This is a genomic window from Variovorax xiamenensis (assembly GCF_050916385.1).
Lineage (GTDB): Bacteria > Pseudomonadota > Gammaproteobacteria > Burkholderiales > Burkholderiaceae_C > Variovorax.
Genome location: NZ_CP139038.1, coordinates 4597896 through 4613558, shown reverse-complemented (window position 1 = coordinate 4613558; position 15663 = coordinate 4597896). Strand labels below are relative to the sequence as shown.

Below are 15663 nucleotides of genomic sequence, written 5' to 3'. Positions count from 1 at the left end.
AACAACAACAGTTTTTCTCACCAGCTCTTTCATGGATTCCCAACCTCCGCTCGATCTCCAGGGGCCCACCGACGGCGACACCACCCTGACCCTCGCCGACTACGCCCAGACCGCCTACCTCGAATACGCGCTCAGCGTGGTCAAGGGCCGCGCGCTGCCCGATGTGTCCGACGGCCAGAAGCCGGTGCAGCGCCGCATCCTGTACTCGATGTCGCGCATGGGCCTGGGCTTCGGCGGCACCAACGGCACCGTGGGCGCCAAGCCCGTGAAGAGCGCGCGCGTGGTCGGCGACGTGCTCGGCCGCTTCCACCCGCACAGCGATCAGGCCGCCTACGACGCGCTGGTGCGCATGGCGCAAGATTTTTCGCAGCGCTACCCGCTGGTCGACGGCCAGGGCAACTTCGGCAGCCGCGACGGCGACGGCGCAGCCGCCATGCGATACACCGAAGCGCGCCTGGCGCGCATCACCAGCCTGCTGCTCGACGAGATCGACGAAGGCACGGTCGACTTCATTCCCAACTACGACGGCAGCACCGAAGAGCCGCGCCTCCTGCCCGCGCGGCTGCCCTTCACGCTGCTCAACGGTGCGAGCGGCATCGCGGTCGGCCTCGCCACCGAGATCCCGAGCCACAACCTGCGCGAAATTGCCGACGCCTGCGTGGCGCTGATCAAGTCGAACGGCAAGCTCAGCGAGGAAGAACTCTTCGCCATCGTGCCCGGCCCCGACTATCCGGGCGGCGCGCAGATCATCAGCAGCCCGACCGACATCGCCGACGCCTACCGCACCGGCCGCGGCTCGCTCAAGGTGCGTGCGCGCTGGAAGATCGAAGAGCTGGCGCGCGGCCAGTGGCAGCTCGTGGTCAACGAACTGCCGCCGGGCGTGAGCTCGCAGCGCGTGCTGGAAGAAATCGAGGAAATCACCAATCCCAAGGTCAAGGCCGGCAAGAAGGCGCTGAGCGCGGAGCAGACGCAGCTCAAGGCCGCGATGCTGTCGGTGCTCGACGTGGTGCGCGACGAGTCCAGCAAGGACGCCGCCGTGCGCCTCGTGTTCGAGCCCAAGACCTCGCGCATCAGCCAGGAAGAGTTCATCACCACGCTGCTCGCGCAGACCTCGCTCGAGACTTCGTCGCCGATCAACCTCACGATGGTCGGCATCGACGGCAAGCCCACGCAGAAGTCGCTGCGCCAGATGCTCAACGAGTGGATCGCCTTCCGCGAGATCACCGTGGAGAAGCGCTCGCGCTTCCGCCTTGGCAAGGTGCAGGATCGCATCCACATCCTCGAAGGCCGGCAGCTGGTGTTGCTGAACATCGACGAGGTGATCGCGATCATCCGCGCTGCGGAAGATCCGAAGGCGGCGCTGATTGCGCGCTTCAACCTCAGCGAGGTGCAAGCCGAGGACATCCTCGAAATCAGGTTGCGCCAGCTTGCGCGGCTCGAAGCCATCAAGATCGAGCAGCAGCTCAAGGAGCTGCGCGAGGAGCAGAAGAAGCTCGAAGACATCCTCGCCAGCCCTGCCGCGCTGCGCCGCCTGCTGGTGAAGGAAATCGAAGCCGACGCCAAGACCTTCGAAGACGCGCGCCGCACGCTGATCCAGGCCGAGAAGCGCGCCGTGGCCGAGGTGAAGGTGGTCGACGAGCCCGTTACCGTCATCGTGTCGCAGAAGGGCTGGGTCCGCGCGCAGAAGGGCTGGGCCAGCGAGAAGGCGGCCGGCAACGGAAACGGCGCGGCGCCCGAATACAGCTTCAAGTCGGGCGACGCGCTCTACGAGGCCTTCGAATGCCGCAGCGTCGACACGCTGCTGGTCTTCGGCAGCGCCAAGGACAAGAGCGTGCGCGTCTACACCGTGCCCGTGGCCTCGCTGCCGGGCGGTCGCGGCGACGGCCAGCCCGTCACCACGCTCATCGACCTGGATGCCGGCACGCACGTCACGCACTTCTTCGCAGGGCCGGTGGGTGCCAGCCTGCTGCTGGCCAACACCGGCGGCTACGGCTTCATCGCCACGGTCGAGAACATGATGTCGCGCCAGCGCGGCGGCAAGGCCTTCATCGACGTGGGCGAAGGCGAGCAGCTTTGCCGTCCGTCGCTCGTGGGCGGCGCGAGCGGCGCCGAGCCGATGCCCGCGGCTACGCACGTGGCCTGCGCCTCGACGGGCGGGCGCATCCTGACCTTCGACATCGCTGAGCTCAAGAGCCTGCCCAAGGGTGGCCGCGGCCTCACGCTGATCGACCTGGAAGCCAAGGACACCCTGGCCGGCGCGGCCGCCTACACGCGCAGCGTGAAGATCGAAGGCATCGGCCGCGGCGGCAAGGAGCGCGAGGAAACGCTGGAGATCCGCACGCTGAACAACGCGCGCGGCAGCCGCGCGCGCAAGGGCAAGGCGGCCGACCTCGGCTTCAAGCCGGCGAGCATCGTGCGGGTGCAATAGCCATGGGCGGCATCGACATCAGCGTCATCGGCATCTTCATCGCCGTGGTTACCGGCATCGGCAGCTATGTGCTGGGCCGGCGCATGCGCGAGAAACGGGCGGCGAAGAAGCGCGACAAGGACCGCATCGCCGCGCAGGCGAACGAAACGCGCCAGGTGCGGCGCGCCCGCGAGCGCAAGGAGCGCGGCGGGTAGTCCTCCGCCGGCTCAGGAAGGGAAGGGCCGATCAGCGCAGATCGGTCCACCAACGCGTGTTGGTGCGCGCGGCTCCCACCGTCACCACCTCGCCGATCACCGGCGTGGCCAGTTCGATCTTTTTGGCCTCAGTGAGGGCCGCGATGCGGTCCAGCGGATCGCGCCAGGCGTGGAAGGCGAGATCGAAGGTGCTGTTGTGCACCGAGAAGAACACCTTGCCGCGCAGGTCCTCGAAGGCCTGCACGCTCTGCTCGGGCGTCATGTGCACGGCGGGCCACATGCTGTCGTAGGCACCGTTCTCCATCAGCGCAATGTCGAAGCCGCCGAAGCGATCTCCGATCTGCTTGAAGCCCGGAAAGTAGCCCGAGTCGCCGCTGTAGAAGATGCGCTGGTCGCCGCTTTGCACCACCCATGAGGCCCACAGCGTGCGGTCGCGGTCGCCCAGCGTGCGGCCCGAGAAGTGCTGCGCGGGCGTGGCGGTGAGCTTCACTCCGTCGTGTTCGGCGGACTGCCACCAGTCGAGCTCGGTCACGCGCTCGGCCGGCACGCCCATCGCCACCAGCCGGGAGCGCACGCCCAGCGGCACGAAGTAGCGCTTCACGTCCTTCGAGAGGTATTCGATGGTCGCCACGTCGAGGTGGTCGTAGTGGTCGTGCGAGAGGATCACGCCCTCGATCGACGGCAGATCCTCGAGCGCGATCGGCGTCTTGTGAAAGCGCTTCGGCCCCGCCCACTGCACGGGCGACGCGCGGTCGCTGAACACCGGGTCGATCAGCCAGTACTTGTCGCGCAGCTTCAGCAGGTGCGACGAATGGCCCAGGCGCACCACGTGGTTGGTCTTCGTGTCGAGCGCATCGAGGGTGGGTTTGTCCAGCGGCTTCACGGGAATGGGGTCGACCGGCACGGTGTCGACCTTGCTGCCCACGATGAAGCGCGACCAGATGCGCCATGCGCTGGCCTGCGCGGGCAGGTCGGGGTTGGCCATGTTGTGGAAGCCGCCGTCCTTGAACTGGGGCGAGTTCTCGTAGCGCGTCTCGCCACCGCCGGCGGCGCTGCAGCCGGCGACGAAGGCGCAGCCTGCCGCGGCGAGCGCGGTGCCCCGGCGCAGGAGTTGGGGCAGGTAGGAGCCTTGCAGGCCCGAATCGTCAGCAGCCATCGGAAAGCCTTCTGGATTGTGTTTGTCGGATGGCCGGAGACTATCGAAGGCGCGTGTTTCAATGGTTTCAGCGATAGAAACATTCGGGCAGGAGGGGCATTCCGGTGCTATGCCATGCGCCGTATGGCGGGCGCGGCCGAGGCCCGGCACACTGCCGGACTTCATCGGTTTCACCCGTTCTGAGTAGGCACAAGATCCATGAGCACCAACCGCTATCCCATCATCTACGTGCGCGGCTACGCCATGACCGAGTCGGAGCGCGACGAGACTGCGGCCGATCCGTTCTGCGGCTTCAACATCGGCTCCACGGTGTACCGCGCCACCGTGAAGAAGGAAGCCCCGGCGCAGAAGTTCGTCTTCGAATCGCCGATGGTGCGGCTGCTGGCCGACTTCCAGTACCAGAGCGTCTACCAGAACGGCCTGGACATCCTCGACCCCGACTGGAAACCCTCGCCCGACGCGAACGGCAACGACGTCGACGGCATTCCCTCGGCCTCGGTCATCATCTACCGCTACTACGACTCCGGCTCCGAGCTGCTGGGCGACGGCAAGGCCAAGGACGTCAAGGTGTACGCGCAGGGCCTGAGCCAGCTGATCCTTCGCGTGCGCGACCTCGTGGTGCAGCGCGAAGGGCCCTCGGGCTTCACGGCCGACGACTTCCGCTGCTACCTCGTCGCGCATTCCATGGGCGGGCTGGTGGTGCGCGCCTTCCTGCAGAATCCCGCGCTCGGCGACGCGAAGGCCCGCGCCTGCGTCGACAAGGTGTTCACCTACGCCACGCCGCACAACGGCATCGACATGGGCGGCATCAACGTGCCTGCCTGGCTCACGGTGAACGAGATGAACACCTTCAACCGCGACAAGATGTCCGAGTTCCTGGCGACGCCGGCCGTCAACGGCCGCATGGACTACCTGCCGGCCGCCGCCTTTCCGCCGGAGCGCTTCTTCTGCATGGTCGGCACCAACCGCGGTGACTACGAAACCGCCAAGGGCCTTTCGCGCATGTTCGCGGGCCACGGCAGCGACGGCCTCGTGCGCATCGAGAACGCTTCGCTCTGGGCCGTCGACGATGCTGGCAAGACGCAGCCGGTGGCCACCGCCTACACCTACCGCTCGCACTCGGGCTACTTCGGCATCGTCAACTCGGAGGAGGCCTACCAGAACCTCACGCGCTTCCTGTTCGGCGACGTGCGCGTGGACCTGTGGTTCGACGTCGACGGCGTCACCTTGCCGCCCGACCTGCCCAAGGATGCGGATGTCGATGCGCTCTACCAGGTCGAGCTGCTTGCCGCGCCGCGCGGCAAGCGCTGGTACCTGAGCCGCCGCATCGCCGAGGAGGACTCGCCCGCCTGTCGCACGCACAAGGAGCTGACCGACCCGGCCACGGCCGCCCGCCGCTCGATCTATCTGTCGACCGTGTTCCTCGCCAACAGGGCGCGCGTGAAGCAGGACCGCCCGACGCTGGCCTACGCCATGACGCTGGGCGTGCGCGTGCCCGACTACCAGGTCAACAACAAGTTCTGGCTCGACGGCCACTACGAAGGCAGTTCGCTCTTTCGCGACACGCTGATCATCGAGATCGCGCCGCCCCAGCCCGGCGACCCGGCCGAGAACTGGAACGTCAAGTACGGCTGGCAGACCGACACCGCCGGCCGCGCCTCGCTGCCCATGAGCCCTAAGCAGCTGGCGAGCGGCAAGCTGCAGTTCGTGGTGCCGTTGTCGAGCCTGGGCGCCGCGCCTGCCGCGCCGGGCATCAGCGGCAAGGTGCGGCTGGAAGTGAGCGCGTGGGAGTGAAATTCCAGAGAGTTCGATTCATCTGAGTGCACCTGCGGGCAGGCTGGAAGTCAGGTTCGATCGGTGCCTGATCGGCCACAATCCCGCCCCATGCATTACCTCCTGTTCATCGGCGCGATCCTGTTCTTCGCGTTCATGACGCCGCTGAAGCTCACGGTGGCCGTCTGTGCGCTGCTGCTGGTCGTCACCGTGGTGGTCAAGGTGTCGGCGCAGGTCGTGTCGGGCAGTTCGCCGACGCTGGGCGAGTCGTTCAAGTCCGTCTTCTATGCGTCGCTTCTCGTGGCGCTGGCCCTGCTGGCCTTCGTGAGTTTCTCCAGCGGCACGGGCATCCATCATGTCGAGGGCTGGCCGGCGGTGGCCGTGCTCGTGGGGCTGTTCGTGGCTTACACGCTGGGCTTCCAGATCGGCATCGGCACTTCCTTCGGTGCCAGTGCGGTCGTCGCGCTGATCTCGACGCTGGTGGCGGGCGCCATACTCTGGTCGGTCAAGAACCTCGCCTCCTTCTGATCTCCTTCCGGTCGCCTTCTGGTTGATGCATTTCATGAAAACTGCCGTTCTCGTCATCGACGTCCAGCGTGGCCTTTGCGACGATCCGCCGCGCCCCCATGAAGCCGGCGAGGTGATGCAGCGCATCAACGCGCTCACCGGGCGTGCCCGCGCGGCCGGCGTGCCGGTGGCCTTCATCCAGCATGAGAACGCCGTCGACCTCGAGTTCGATTCCGAGCGCTGGCAGCTCGCGAGCGCGCTGAGCACCGATTCGCGCGACGCGCGCATCCGCAAGACCACTCCTGATTCGTTCCTGCGCACGCCGCTGGAAGCCTGGCTCTCGGAGCACGGCGTGAAGCGCGTGGTGGTCTGCGGCTACTCGTCGGAGTTCTGCGTGGACACCACCGTGCGCCGCGCTGCGGCACTGGGCTATCACGTCGTGCTCGCGGCCGACGCCCACACCTCGCACGACAAGCCGCACGCCACGGGCGCGCAGATCCGCGAGCATCACAACGCCACGCTCGCGGACATCACGAGCTTCGGCGTGCCGATCCGTTCGGTGGCCAGCGCGGAAGTCGCGTTCGGCGACTGATCCAGGTTCAGGGCATCCGGCCGGTGGCGAGGGCGCTGGCCCAGTCAGGCCTGCCATTCGACATCGCGAGTGCCGCCATGCTCGCGTGGTCGTAGGGCACCGAGACCAGCGTCGAAACCCAGCCTGTAGCCAGCCGTTCGACGATGGCGTAGCGCGCATCGGGCGAACCCGTCTCGACGACGTGCGGATGCGGATGAACATCGTCGTAGGCCTGCAGCCCGACGCTGCCCGGATTGACGATCAACTGCCCGCCCGAAGCACGAACCACGCGAGGCACGTGCGTATGCCCGCAGGCGACGAGTCGCACCCGCGCATCGACCTGACCGAGCCGCGCATCGATCTCCGCCATCGTGGCCGGCCTTAGCAGAGACGGCTCGACCGTCTCCAGGAAGTAGTGCAGGTCGCTGTCGGGCGTGCCGTGGCACAGCAGCACTTCGAGGCTCAACTGGAGCCTGTGTTCGAGCGAGGCCATCCAGGCGAATTCCTGTGGGCCGAGCCGGGCGTGGGTGAACTCGTCGGATGCACCGCGCTTGCCGGCCGGCAGCGTGAGCACCTGGCGCTCGTGGTTGCCCGCAAGATGGACCCAGTCCTGCGCCATCAGGAAGAGCGCCGTTTCCAGCGGCATTAGCGGCCCGGAGAGGCTGTCGCCCAGGTTGACGACGGTGTCCGCGCCGCGGCGGCCGATGTCCTCGACGACGGCTTCGAGGGCGGGGAGGTTTCCGTGAATGTCGGAGACGATGGCGATGCGCATGCGCCGATTCTGGGGGAATCGCGAGCCAATTCACCGTCACGAACACCACGCCGGACCACCGGCCACGACCCACCTGCGTGGCTATACTGCGCCCGTCACGTCGACCAAGGCGTGATCGGGTTTGACAGCCTGAAGCAATCTCTGCGACGTGAGCCGCAGTTTTCCCGCAGGATCTGCGGCTTTTTCGTTCGCGCCTCCAGTTTTGGCGGCTCGGATGGGAGGGCTCGCGCCCTGCCGGTTTCTCGCAAGAGGTTGCCCGGTCTGTCAACCCGTCCGAGCTGCCGCCCTTGTTTGACAGCGAGAGCAGCAGTTTTTGCAAATCGCAACCTCTGGAGGTCGTCCGTGACCAAGTCTGCTCGCGTGCTCAAACACGCGCCGAAAACCGATACCGCTTCAACGCCGAAGTCGGCTCATCCCCATTCAGATGCCGAGTCGGTTGCCCTGCAAGCAGGCGACGACATCGAGAGCATTCGCCAAGTGCACAGCGCCTACGTATGCCTCGAAAAGCTCGTCGTGCCGATGCAGGTGGATGAGCGCGAGGAGATCTATCCGACCCGATCCGAACTCGGTGCACTGTTCCGCGTGGTCAATGAGGAAATGCAGCGGCGAATCGACGCCGCGGACAGCACCATCGGCTCCTTGCGCGATGCTCTGGGCAAGCAGGTCCGCGAACCTCATTGACGACCGGCTCGGGACAAGCGCCGGTCAATCGGCCCCCGGCCTCCACACCTTCGCCAGCGCAGCCAGCTTGCCCCTGAACCCCAGCCTGTCGTTCGACAGCGCATCGATGAAGTCCGACAGGCGCTGCGACTTCACCATCGTGTAGATCGTGAGCCAGGTCGTCGCGACGAACACCACGCCGAACCACACGGCCTTGCGCCACAGCGGCGCCTCGGCCTCCGCCAGCAGGTTCATGCCGAGGAAGCCGGTGGTGATGGTGCCGATCAGCCCGAACAGCGTGACCACCGTGAGCCGCACCACGGTGGCGGCCTGGCGGCGCAGGCTGTCGGCGTCGAGGTACGTGTTCATGTCGGCGATGCGCGCCTTGACCTCGTCGTAGAGCGGATCGAGCCCGAGGTGCGTGGCGCACATGTGGGAGAGGGCGCGCACCTGCGCCTGCTCCGAAATCTCGTGGAACCAGTAGCGGTGCGTGAAGCGCAGGAAGCGCTCGAAGCTCGCGCGGATGGCGCGCTTGAACTGCTTCACGCTCGGCGTGCTGCGTATGTCCAGCCGCTTGAGCGCCTCCACCAGCTGGTCGGAAAACATCAGCAGCGAGGCCTTCTGGAAGTGCGCGATGAGGAACAGCAGGAAGTGCTGGTGCCTGAACTGCGCGAGCACGCCGCGGTCGCGGCAGCAGAAGAACTCGGAGCGCGCGTCGCCCACCACGATGAGCGCGTGGCCGTTGCACAGGTAGCGCGTGTTGGGCGCCGCGCCCGCGTTCACCCAGAAGCGGTCGTAGCAGTACTTGTGCTCGAAGTCGGCGAGATGGTGGTCGGCGTAGGGCAGGTGGGCTTCGCTCGTGCCGGAGCCCGCGCCGGTGACCAGCGCCAGCCGCACGAAGTCGTCGCGCGTGAGGCGGCGCGGATCGTCCAGCGACAGGTACGCCATTACCGGCATGCGGTAGTACTCGATCTGCCGGTAGCGCAGCACGCCCGCGTCTTCGGAATGGTCGCTCACCAGCGGCTGCATCAGGTAGGCCCAGTGCGCGGCGATGCGCGGCGCGCGGTGCTGCGCCACGTGCGAGAGAAAGGCCTCGCGCTGCTGCGCGTCGGAGCTCGCGAGCACGCGGCCGTCGGCGCCCAGCCATTCGACGCTGGCCATGCAGTGCAGCGCCGAGCCGTCGGCCTCCCAGCCCGAGGGGTAGGCGCGGCCGAAGCGGTAGAGGATGTCCTGCGCCTGCGCGAGGCTCAGGTTGCTCGCGCCGACTTCGAGGTTGAGCATCACCACGTCGATGTCGAAGAAGAAGTACAGGTCGCAATGGATCACGTCGAGCGTGACCGGCGCATCGCCCGGGCGCGACACGAGGCGCACGGCCGAGATGTCATGGCGGCGGAAGATGCGCATCGGTGAGTCGCCGTCGCCGCCGGTGCCGTTGCCGTTGCCGCGCGAGCGGCCTTCGCCGTAGAGGAAGCGCTGCACGTACGGCAGGAAGCTCACGAACTCGTTGTAGTGCCGTTCGTGGAAGCGGCTGCTGTCGCCGGTGTATTCGTCGACCTCTTCGCGCCAGGGCGACGCGTCGCCCATCTCGCGCAGCACGTGCCAGGGAGCGTGGTGGTGTCCGGCGTGCGGCGCGGGCATCAGCCGCAGGGGCCAGAGCAGCGCCTGCCTGAAGTGCTGCACGGTGGGTGCGCTCGTGGAAGACGCATTTGCCTCTGTGGGCATGTTGGCCGCGGGTGGATTCAGCATGACATTGAAGTAGGCAGAAGGTGGGACAAAACGACCACCTAGGGGAATCCCTATGAAATCCTGAAACCGGTTTCATATAAGCTGCAAGCATTGCTTTCAGGGTATGCGTGCGTCCGCGCCGCGCAGATTCCGGGTCCGCCCTCCATGAACTACAAGTTTCAATTCGACGCCGTCTTCGCCGCCTGGCCGCTGCTGCTCAAGGGCACGTGGATCACGATCCAGCTCTCGCTCATCGCCACGGTGCTGGGGCTGGTGGTGGCCATCTTCTGCGCCTGGGGCAAGACCTCGGGGCCGGGCTGGCTGCGCTTCATCGTCAATGCCTACATCGAGGTGATCCGCAACACGCCATTCCTCGTGCAGCTGTTCTTTTTCTTCTTCGCGCTGCCGGCCATCGGGCTGCGGTGGTCGCCGCAGACGGCCGCGCTGGTGGCCATGGTGGTGAACCTGGGCGCCTACGCCACGGAAATCATCCGCGCGGGCATCGAGTCGATTCCCAAGGGGCAGATCGAGGCGGGCAGGGCGCTCAACCTGAAGTCCTGGGAAATCTTCCGCTTCGTCATCATCAAGCCGGCGCTGAAGGCCATCTACCCGGCGCTCACGAGCCAGTTCATCCTGCTGATGCTGAGCTCGGCGGTGGTGTCGGTGATCTCTGCCGACGACCTGACCTCGGTGGCCGCCAACCTGCAGTCGCAGACCTTCCGCAGCTTCGAGATCTACATCGTCGTGGCCGCCATCTACCTCGCGCTGGCACTGGCCTTCTCGGCCATGTTCAAGCTGATCTACAAGCGCACGCTCGACTACCCGGACCGCCGGTGAACACAGACGACGGACGGAGCACAACACCATGCGTACCTTCGGTTTTCCCGAATTCCTTTTCATCCTCGAAGCGGCCAAGTGGACGCTCGCGCTGTCGGCCATCGCCTTCGTGGGCGGCGCGATCCTGGGGCTCGCCATCGCGCTGATGCGCACGTCGGAATCGACGTGGGCGCGCGGCATCTCGACCACCTTCATCCAGATCTTCCAGGGCACGCCGCTGCTGCTGCAGCTGTTCCTGGTGTTCTTCGGCGCGCCGGTGCTGGGGCTGGACATCAACCCGTGGATCGCGGCGGGCGTGGCGCTCATCCTCAACAGCGCGGCCTTCCTCGGCGAGATCTGGCGCGGCTGCATCGAGGCCATTCCGCGTGGCCAGTGGGAGGCTGCGCAGGCGCTCAACCTCAAGTACGTCGACCGCATGCGCGACGTGGTGCTGCCACAGGCGCTGAAGATCGCGCTCGCGCCCACGGTGGGCTATGTGGTGCAGATCATCAAGGGCACATCGCTGGCGGCCATCATCGGCTTCGTCGAGGTCACTCGCGCGGGGCAAATCGTCAACAACGCCACCTTCCAGCCGCTCATCGTGTTCTCGGTGGTGGCGGCGATCTACTTCGTCATCTGCTGGCCGCTGTCGCTGCTGGCCGCAAGCATGGAGCGCAAGCGCGCCCGTGCGCTCGCGCGCTGAGCCTTCCACTCTCTATTTCCGGTTTCGTTTTTTTCTTTCCCGTCCTTCCTTTCATCTCCAGGAGACATACCCCATGACCCGTACCACCTCCCGCCGCGTCGCGCTCGCAGCCCTCGGCCTCGGCGCAGCCCTCACCGTGTTCGCTCCCTTCGCCTCGGCGCAGAGCGTGGCCGACATCAAGAAGAAGGGCGAGATCACCATCGGCATGCTGGTCGACTTCCCGCCCTACGGCACCACCGACGCGAAGAACCAGCCCGACGGCTACGACGCCGACGTGGCCAAGCTGCTGGCCAAGGACTGGGGCGTGAAGGCCAACATCGTGCCGGTCACCGGCCCGAACCGCATTCCTTTCCTGCTGACCAACAAGGTCGACCTGCTGGTGGCCTCGCTGGCCGTGACGCCCGAGCGCGCCAAGCAGGTGCAGTTCTCGCAGCCCTACGCGGCTGCCACCATCGTGCTTTACGGCGCGACCAAGACCCCCATCAAGGCTGCCGGCGACCTGAAGGGCCTGCGCGTGGGCGTGGCCCGCGCATCGACGCAGGACGTGGCCGTGACCAAGGCTGCGCCCGAAGGCACCGAAATCCGCCGCTTCGACGACGACGCCTCTGCCATGCAAGCGCTGATCTCGGGCCAGGTCGACGCCATCGGCTGCTCGGTGACCGTGGCTGCGCAGATCGCCAAGCGCGTGCCCGCCAATACCTTCGAGAACAAGTTCACGCTGGTGCAGCAGTCGATGGGCATCGCGATGCGCCCCGGCCAGGAAGAGCTGCACAAGGCGGTGAACGAGTTCGTGCAGAAGAACACCGCCAATGGCGAGCTGAACAAGCTCTATCAAAAGTGGCTGCAGGCCGACCTGCCCAAGATGCAGTGAACGACTCCCGAGGCTGAAGGAATCCCGGCATGACGACGGAATCGATCATCCGCATGGAAGCGGTCAACAAGTGGTACGGTGAATTCCAGGTGTTGACCGGCATCGACCTGTCGGTGCGCCAGGGCGAGCGCATCGTGATCTGCGGGCCCTCGGGCTCGGGCAAGTCCACGCTGATCCGCTGCATCAACCGTCTCGAGACGGTGCAGAAGGGCCGCATCGTGGTCGACGGCATCGACCTCACGGCCGGCGGCAAGAACGTGGATGCGGTGCGTGCCGAGGTCGGCATGGTGTTCCAGCAGTTCAACCTGTTCCCGCACCTCACCATCCTCGAGAACTGCACGCTCGCGCCGATGCGCTCGCGCGGCATGACGAAGGCGCAGGCGGAGGAGGTGGCCATGAAGTACCTCACGCGCGTGCGCATTCCCGAGCAGGCCAACAAGTACCCCAGCCAGCTCTCGGGCGGCCAGCAGCAGCGCGTGGCGATCGCGCGGGCGCTGTGCATGGCGCCCAAGATCATGCTGTTCGACGAGCCCACCTCCGCGCTCGACCCCGAGATGGTCAAGGAAGTGCTCGACACCATGATCGCCCTGGCGGAAGACGGCATGACCATGCTGTGCGTGACGCACGAGATGGGCTTCGCCCGCAGCGTGGCCGACCGCGTGATCTTCATGGCCGAAGGAAAGATCGTCGAGCAGGCGCCGCCGCAGGAGTTCTTCGGCAACCCGAAGGACGAACGCACGCGCCAGTTCCTCGGCCAGATCCTCAGCTCGCACCAAGCCCACTGATGTCTTTCGAGGTTCTTGTTTCCCTGTCGTCCTTCGGCGCGGCCGAGGTGGGGCAGCACGGCCAGCTCTGGTGCTCGCAGCTTTCATTGGCAGCCGGTGCCGATTCGGTGGAAGTGCGCGGCGAGATGCTGCGCGACGCCGATGCGGAGCTGCCCGCACTGAACGGCCTTGCTTCGGTCTACTCCAGCCCCGAAGGCCTCTGGGCTGAGGGCGGCTGGCTCGACAGCGCAGCGCTCAAGCGCGGCATCGCCGCCGCCACGCGCGTGGGCGCGAAGCGGCTGAAGATGTCCATCGGCGACTTCCAGCCTTCGTCGCACGGCTCGCTCTGGGGCCTGAAGGTGGAGCTGGCCGAAACCCGCGTCGAGCTCTTGATCGAGAACGACCAGACCGTGCGCGCCGGCACGCTGCCCGCGCTGCAGGCCTTCTTCGACGCGGCTGACCGCGCGGGCCTGTCGCTGGGCATGACCTTCGACATGGGCAACTGGCACTGGCTCGGCGAATGCCCGCTGCAGGCTGCGCAGGCGCTCGGCCACCGTGTGCGCTACGTGCATTGCAAGGGCGCGCAGCGGCTGCCGCACAAGTGGGTGGCGGTGCCGCTGGGCGACTCGGTCGCGCCGTGGCGCTCGGTGCTGCGCGCGCTGCCCGCCGACGTGCCGCACGCCATCGAATACCCTCTGGTGGGCGACGACCTGCTGGCCGTTACCCGCGCACAGATCGACTTCATCCGCGCCGCGCGCGCATAAGCACACAAGAAAACACATGACGGAACCCGCTGCCTTCGACGTCGCGCTTTTCGGCGAGGCCATGCTGCTGCTCGTGGCCGACCGGCCCGGCCCGCTGGAGGACGCACAGTCCTTCCACAAGCGCACCGCCGGCGCAGAGACCAACGTGGCCATCGGCCTTTCGCGACTGGGCCTCAAGGTGGGCTGGGCCAGCCGGCTCGGCACCGACTCGATGGGCCGCGCGCTGCTGGCCGCGATGCGAGCCGAGGGCATCGACTGCTCGCACGTGATCACCGACGCGACGCAGCGCACCGGCTTCCAGTTCAAGGGCCGCGTCACCGACGGCAGCGACCCGCCGATCGAATACCACCGCAAGGGCTCGGCCGCGAGCCACATGGGCCCGGCCGATGTCGACGAAGCCTGGCTGCGCTCGGCGCGCCACCTGCACGCCACCGGCGTGTTCGCCGCCATCTCCGACACCAGCCTGCAGGCCGCGCTGAAGAGCATGGACGTGATGCGCGCCGCCGGCCGCACCATCTCCTTCGACACCAACCTGCGTCCCACGCTGTGGTCGTCCACCGAGACCATGCGCCACTGGGTCAACGAACTCGCCTCTCGCGCCGACTGGGTGCTGCCCGGCATCGAAGAGGGCCTGCTGCTCACCGGCCACACCAAGCCGGAAGACGTGGCGAAGTTCTACCGCGAGCGCGGCGCCAAGCTGGTGGTCGTGAAGCTCGGCGCAGAGGGTGCCTACTACGACAGCGACGTGGCCGGAACCGGCCGTGTCGATGGCTTCCCGGTGAAGGAAGTGATCGACACCGTGGGCGCCGGCGACGGCTTCGCAGCCGGCGTGGTGAGCGCGTTGCTCGAAGGTCGCAGCGTGCCCGACGCCGTGCGCCGCGGCGCCTGGATCGGCGCGCGCGCCGTGCAGGTGCTGGGCGATACCGAAGGCCTGCCGACGCAGGCGCAGCTCGAGGAAGCGGGGCTCTGAACGCCATGACGCAACAGAAGAACATCCTTGTCTTCCGCCCGCTGCCCGCAGACCAGCTCGCGCGCCTGCAGGCCGTGCACCATGTGGTGGTGGCCGATCCGCGCAAGGAGCCCGAGGCCTTCGCCGCCGCGCTGCGCACCGCGAACGGGCTGATCGGCTCCAGCCACCCGGTCGATGCCGCGCTGCTCGACGCGGCGCCGCAGCTGCAGGTGATTTCCAGCGTGTCCGTCGGTGTCGACAACTACCCGCTCGCCGAACTTCACAAGCGTGGCATCGTGCTGTGCCACACACCCGACGTGCTCACCGAGACGGTGGCCGACACGGTCTTCGCGATCCTCATGGCCACGCAGCGCCGCGTGGTCGAGCTCTCGACCATGGTGCGCGAAGGTCGCTGGACGAAGAACATCGGCGAGGAACTCTTCGGCACCGACGTGCACGGCAAGACGCTGGGCATCCTCGGCTTCGGCCGCATCGGGCAGGCCGTGGCGCGCCGTGCCGCGCTGGGCTTCGGCATGCCGGTGCTGTACCACTCGCGCCGCCCGGTCGACCTGGCCGCGCAGGCGCCCGAACTGCAGGGCCGCGCCACGCACACGCCGCTGGACGACCTGCTCGCGCGCGCCGACATCGTGCTCGCGATGCTGCCGCTGACCGACGCCACGCGCGGCATGATCGACGCCGCTTTCTTCGCGCGCATGAAGCCCGGCGCGGCTTTCATCAATGGCGGCCGCGGTGCCACGGTGAACGAAGAAGCGCTGTTGAACGCGCTCGACCACGGCACGCTGCGTGCCGCTGGCTTGGACGTGTTCGCGAAGGAGCCACTGCCGGCCGATTCGCCGCTGCGCACGCACCCGCGCGTGACGCCGCTGCCGCACATCGGCTCGGCCACTCACGAGACGCGCTACGCGATGGCCGAGCTTGCGACTACGAACCTGCTGCAGGTGCTGGCCGGCGAGAAGCCGACCGCACCTTACGACACCTCTGCCGCGTGA

General features: G+C 67.0%; 16 protein-coding genes. 13 read left to right on the top strand and 3 right to left on the bottom strand.

The genetic code is table 11. The annotated features are described in order from the left end of the window. The first annotated feature begins 31 nt into the window (after nt 1-31). Both parC and SFB74_RS20980 read left to right on the top strand, forming a co-directional pair. Nucleotides 32-2428 carry a DNA topoisomerase IV subunit A gene (parC, locus tag SFB74_RS20985; RefSeq protein WP_432726222.1) on the top strand — a complete coding sequence of 799 codons (2397 nt, stop codon included), beginning with the start codon at nt 32-34 and terminating at the stop codon, nt 2426-2428. A 2-nt stretch (nt 2429-2430) separates the two neighbouring features. Continuing rightward, entirely contained in the window at nt 2431-2622 is a 192-nt protein-coding gene (locus SFB74_RS20980; protein WP_432726221.1) for a hypothetical protein, read from the top strand. Nucleotides 2623-2653: 31 nt separating this feature from the next. On the opposite strand, the gene SFB74_RS20975 is transcribed toward SFB74_RS20980, so the two are convergent. Continuing rightward, nucleotides 2654-3778 (bottom strand): MBL fold metallo-hydrolase, encoded by a 1125-nt coding sequence (locus SFB74_RS20975; protein WP_432726220.1) that lies wholly within the window; start codon nt 3776-3778, stop codon nt 2654-2656. A 198-nt stretch (nt 3779-3976) separates the two neighbouring features. Here SFB74_RS20975 and SFB74_RS20970 point away from each other — a divergent pair, with 198 nt between their 5' ends. The 3 genes from SFB74_RS20970 to SFB74_RS20960 all read left to right on the top strand — a co-directional run bounded on the left by SFB74_RS20970 (nt 3977) and on the right by SFB74_RS20960 (nt 6650). After that, nucleotides 3977-5572, top strand: a complete 1596-nt coding sequence (locus SFB74_RS20970) for an esterase/lipase family protein (RefSeq protein WP_093203132.1) — start codon at nt 3977-3979, stop codon at nt 5570-5572. 90 nt (nt 5573-5662) lie between these two features. Next, nucleotides 5663-6079, top strand: a complete 417-nt coding sequence (locus tag SFB74_RS20965; RefSeq protein WP_432726219.1) for a hypothetical protein — start codon at nt 5663-5665, stop codon at nt 6077-6079. Between the two features lie 34 nt (nt 6080-6113). Beyond that, on the top strand, nt 6114-6650 hold the full coding sequence (locus tag SFB74_RS20960) for a cysteine hydrolase family protein (protein WP_432726217.1): 537 nt from the start codon (nt 6114-6116) through the stop codon (nt 6648-6650). A 7-nt stretch (nt 6651-6657) separates the two neighbouring features. Here SFB74_RS20960 and SFB74_RS20955 read toward each other — a convergent pair whose 3' ends face one another. After that, nucleotides 6658-7401 carry a metallophosphoesterase family protein gene (locus tag SFB74_RS20955; RefSeq protein WP_432726215.1) on the bottom strand — a complete coding sequence of 248 codons (744 nt, stop codon included), beginning with the start codon at nt 7399-7401 and terminating at the stop codon, nt 6658-6660. Nucleotides 7402-7743: 342 nt separating this feature from the next. Here SFB74_RS20955 and SFB74_RS20950 point away from each other — a divergent pair, with 342 nt between their 5' ends. After that, nucleotides 7744-8082 (top strand): hypothetical protein, encoded by a 339-nt coding sequence (locus SFB74_RS20950; protein ID WP_432726214.1) that lies wholly within the window; start codon nt 7744-7746, stop codon nt 8080-8082. Between the two features lie 24 nt (nt 8083-8106). Here SFB74_RS20950 and SFB74_RS20945 read toward each other — a convergent pair whose 3' ends face one another. Next, nucleotides 8107-9783: a hypothetical protein gene (locus tag SFB74_RS20945; protein WP_432726213.1), complete on the bottom strand. Its 1677-nt coding sequence runs from the start codon at nt 9781-9783 to the stop codon at nt 8107-8109. Between the two features lie 168 nt (nt 9784-9951). On the opposite strand from SFB74_RS20945, the gene SFB74_RS20940 reads away from it, so the two are divergent. The 7 genes from SFB74_RS20940 (at nt 9952) to SFB74_RS20910 (ending at nt 15663) form a co-directional block, all read left to right on the top strand. Beyond that, entirely contained in the window at nt 9952-10623 is a 672-nt protein-coding gene (locus tag SFB74_RS20940) for an amino acid ABC transporter permease (RefSeq protein ID WP_432726212.1), read from the top strand. A 28-nt stretch (nt 10624-10651) separates the two neighbouring features. Beyond that, entirely contained in the window at nt 10652-11305 is a 654-nt protein-coding gene (locus tag SFB74_RS20935; RefSeq protein WP_432726211.1) for an amino acid ABC transporter permease, read from the top strand. 73 nt (nt 11306-11378) lie between these two features. Further along, nucleotides 11379-12176 carry a transporter substrate-binding domain-containing protein gene (locus SFB74_RS20930; protein WP_432726210.1) on the top strand — a complete coding sequence of 266 codons (798 nt, stop codon included), beginning with the start codon at nt 11379-11381 and terminating at the stop codon, nt 12174-12176. 29 nt (nt 12177-12205) lie between these two features. Beyond that, nucleotides 12206-12961, top strand: coding sequence for an amino acid ABC transporter ATP-binding protein (locus SFB74_RS20925; RefSeq protein WP_093304005.1), 756 nt, complete (start codon nt 12206-12208; stop codon nt 12959-12961). Further along, entirely contained in the window at nt 12961-13704 is a 744-nt protein-coding gene (locus tag SFB74_RS20920) for a sugar phosphate isomerase/epimerase family protein (RefSeq protein WP_432726209.1), read from the top strand. The genes SFB74_RS20925 and SFB74_RS20920 overlap by 1 nt, the downstream gene beginning before the upstream one ends. A 16-nt stretch (nt 13705-13720) precedes the next feature. Continuing rightward, entirely contained in the window at nt 13721-14674 is a 954-nt protein-coding gene (locus SFB74_RS20915; protein ID WP_432726208.1) for a sugar kinase, read from the top strand. Nucleotides 14675-14679: 5 nt separating this feature from the next. After that, on the top strand, nt 14680-15663 hold the full coding sequence (locus tag SFB74_RS20910) for a 2-hydroxyacid dehydrogenase (RefSeq protein WP_432726207.1): 984 nt from the start codon (nt 14680-14682) through the stop codon (nt 15661-15663).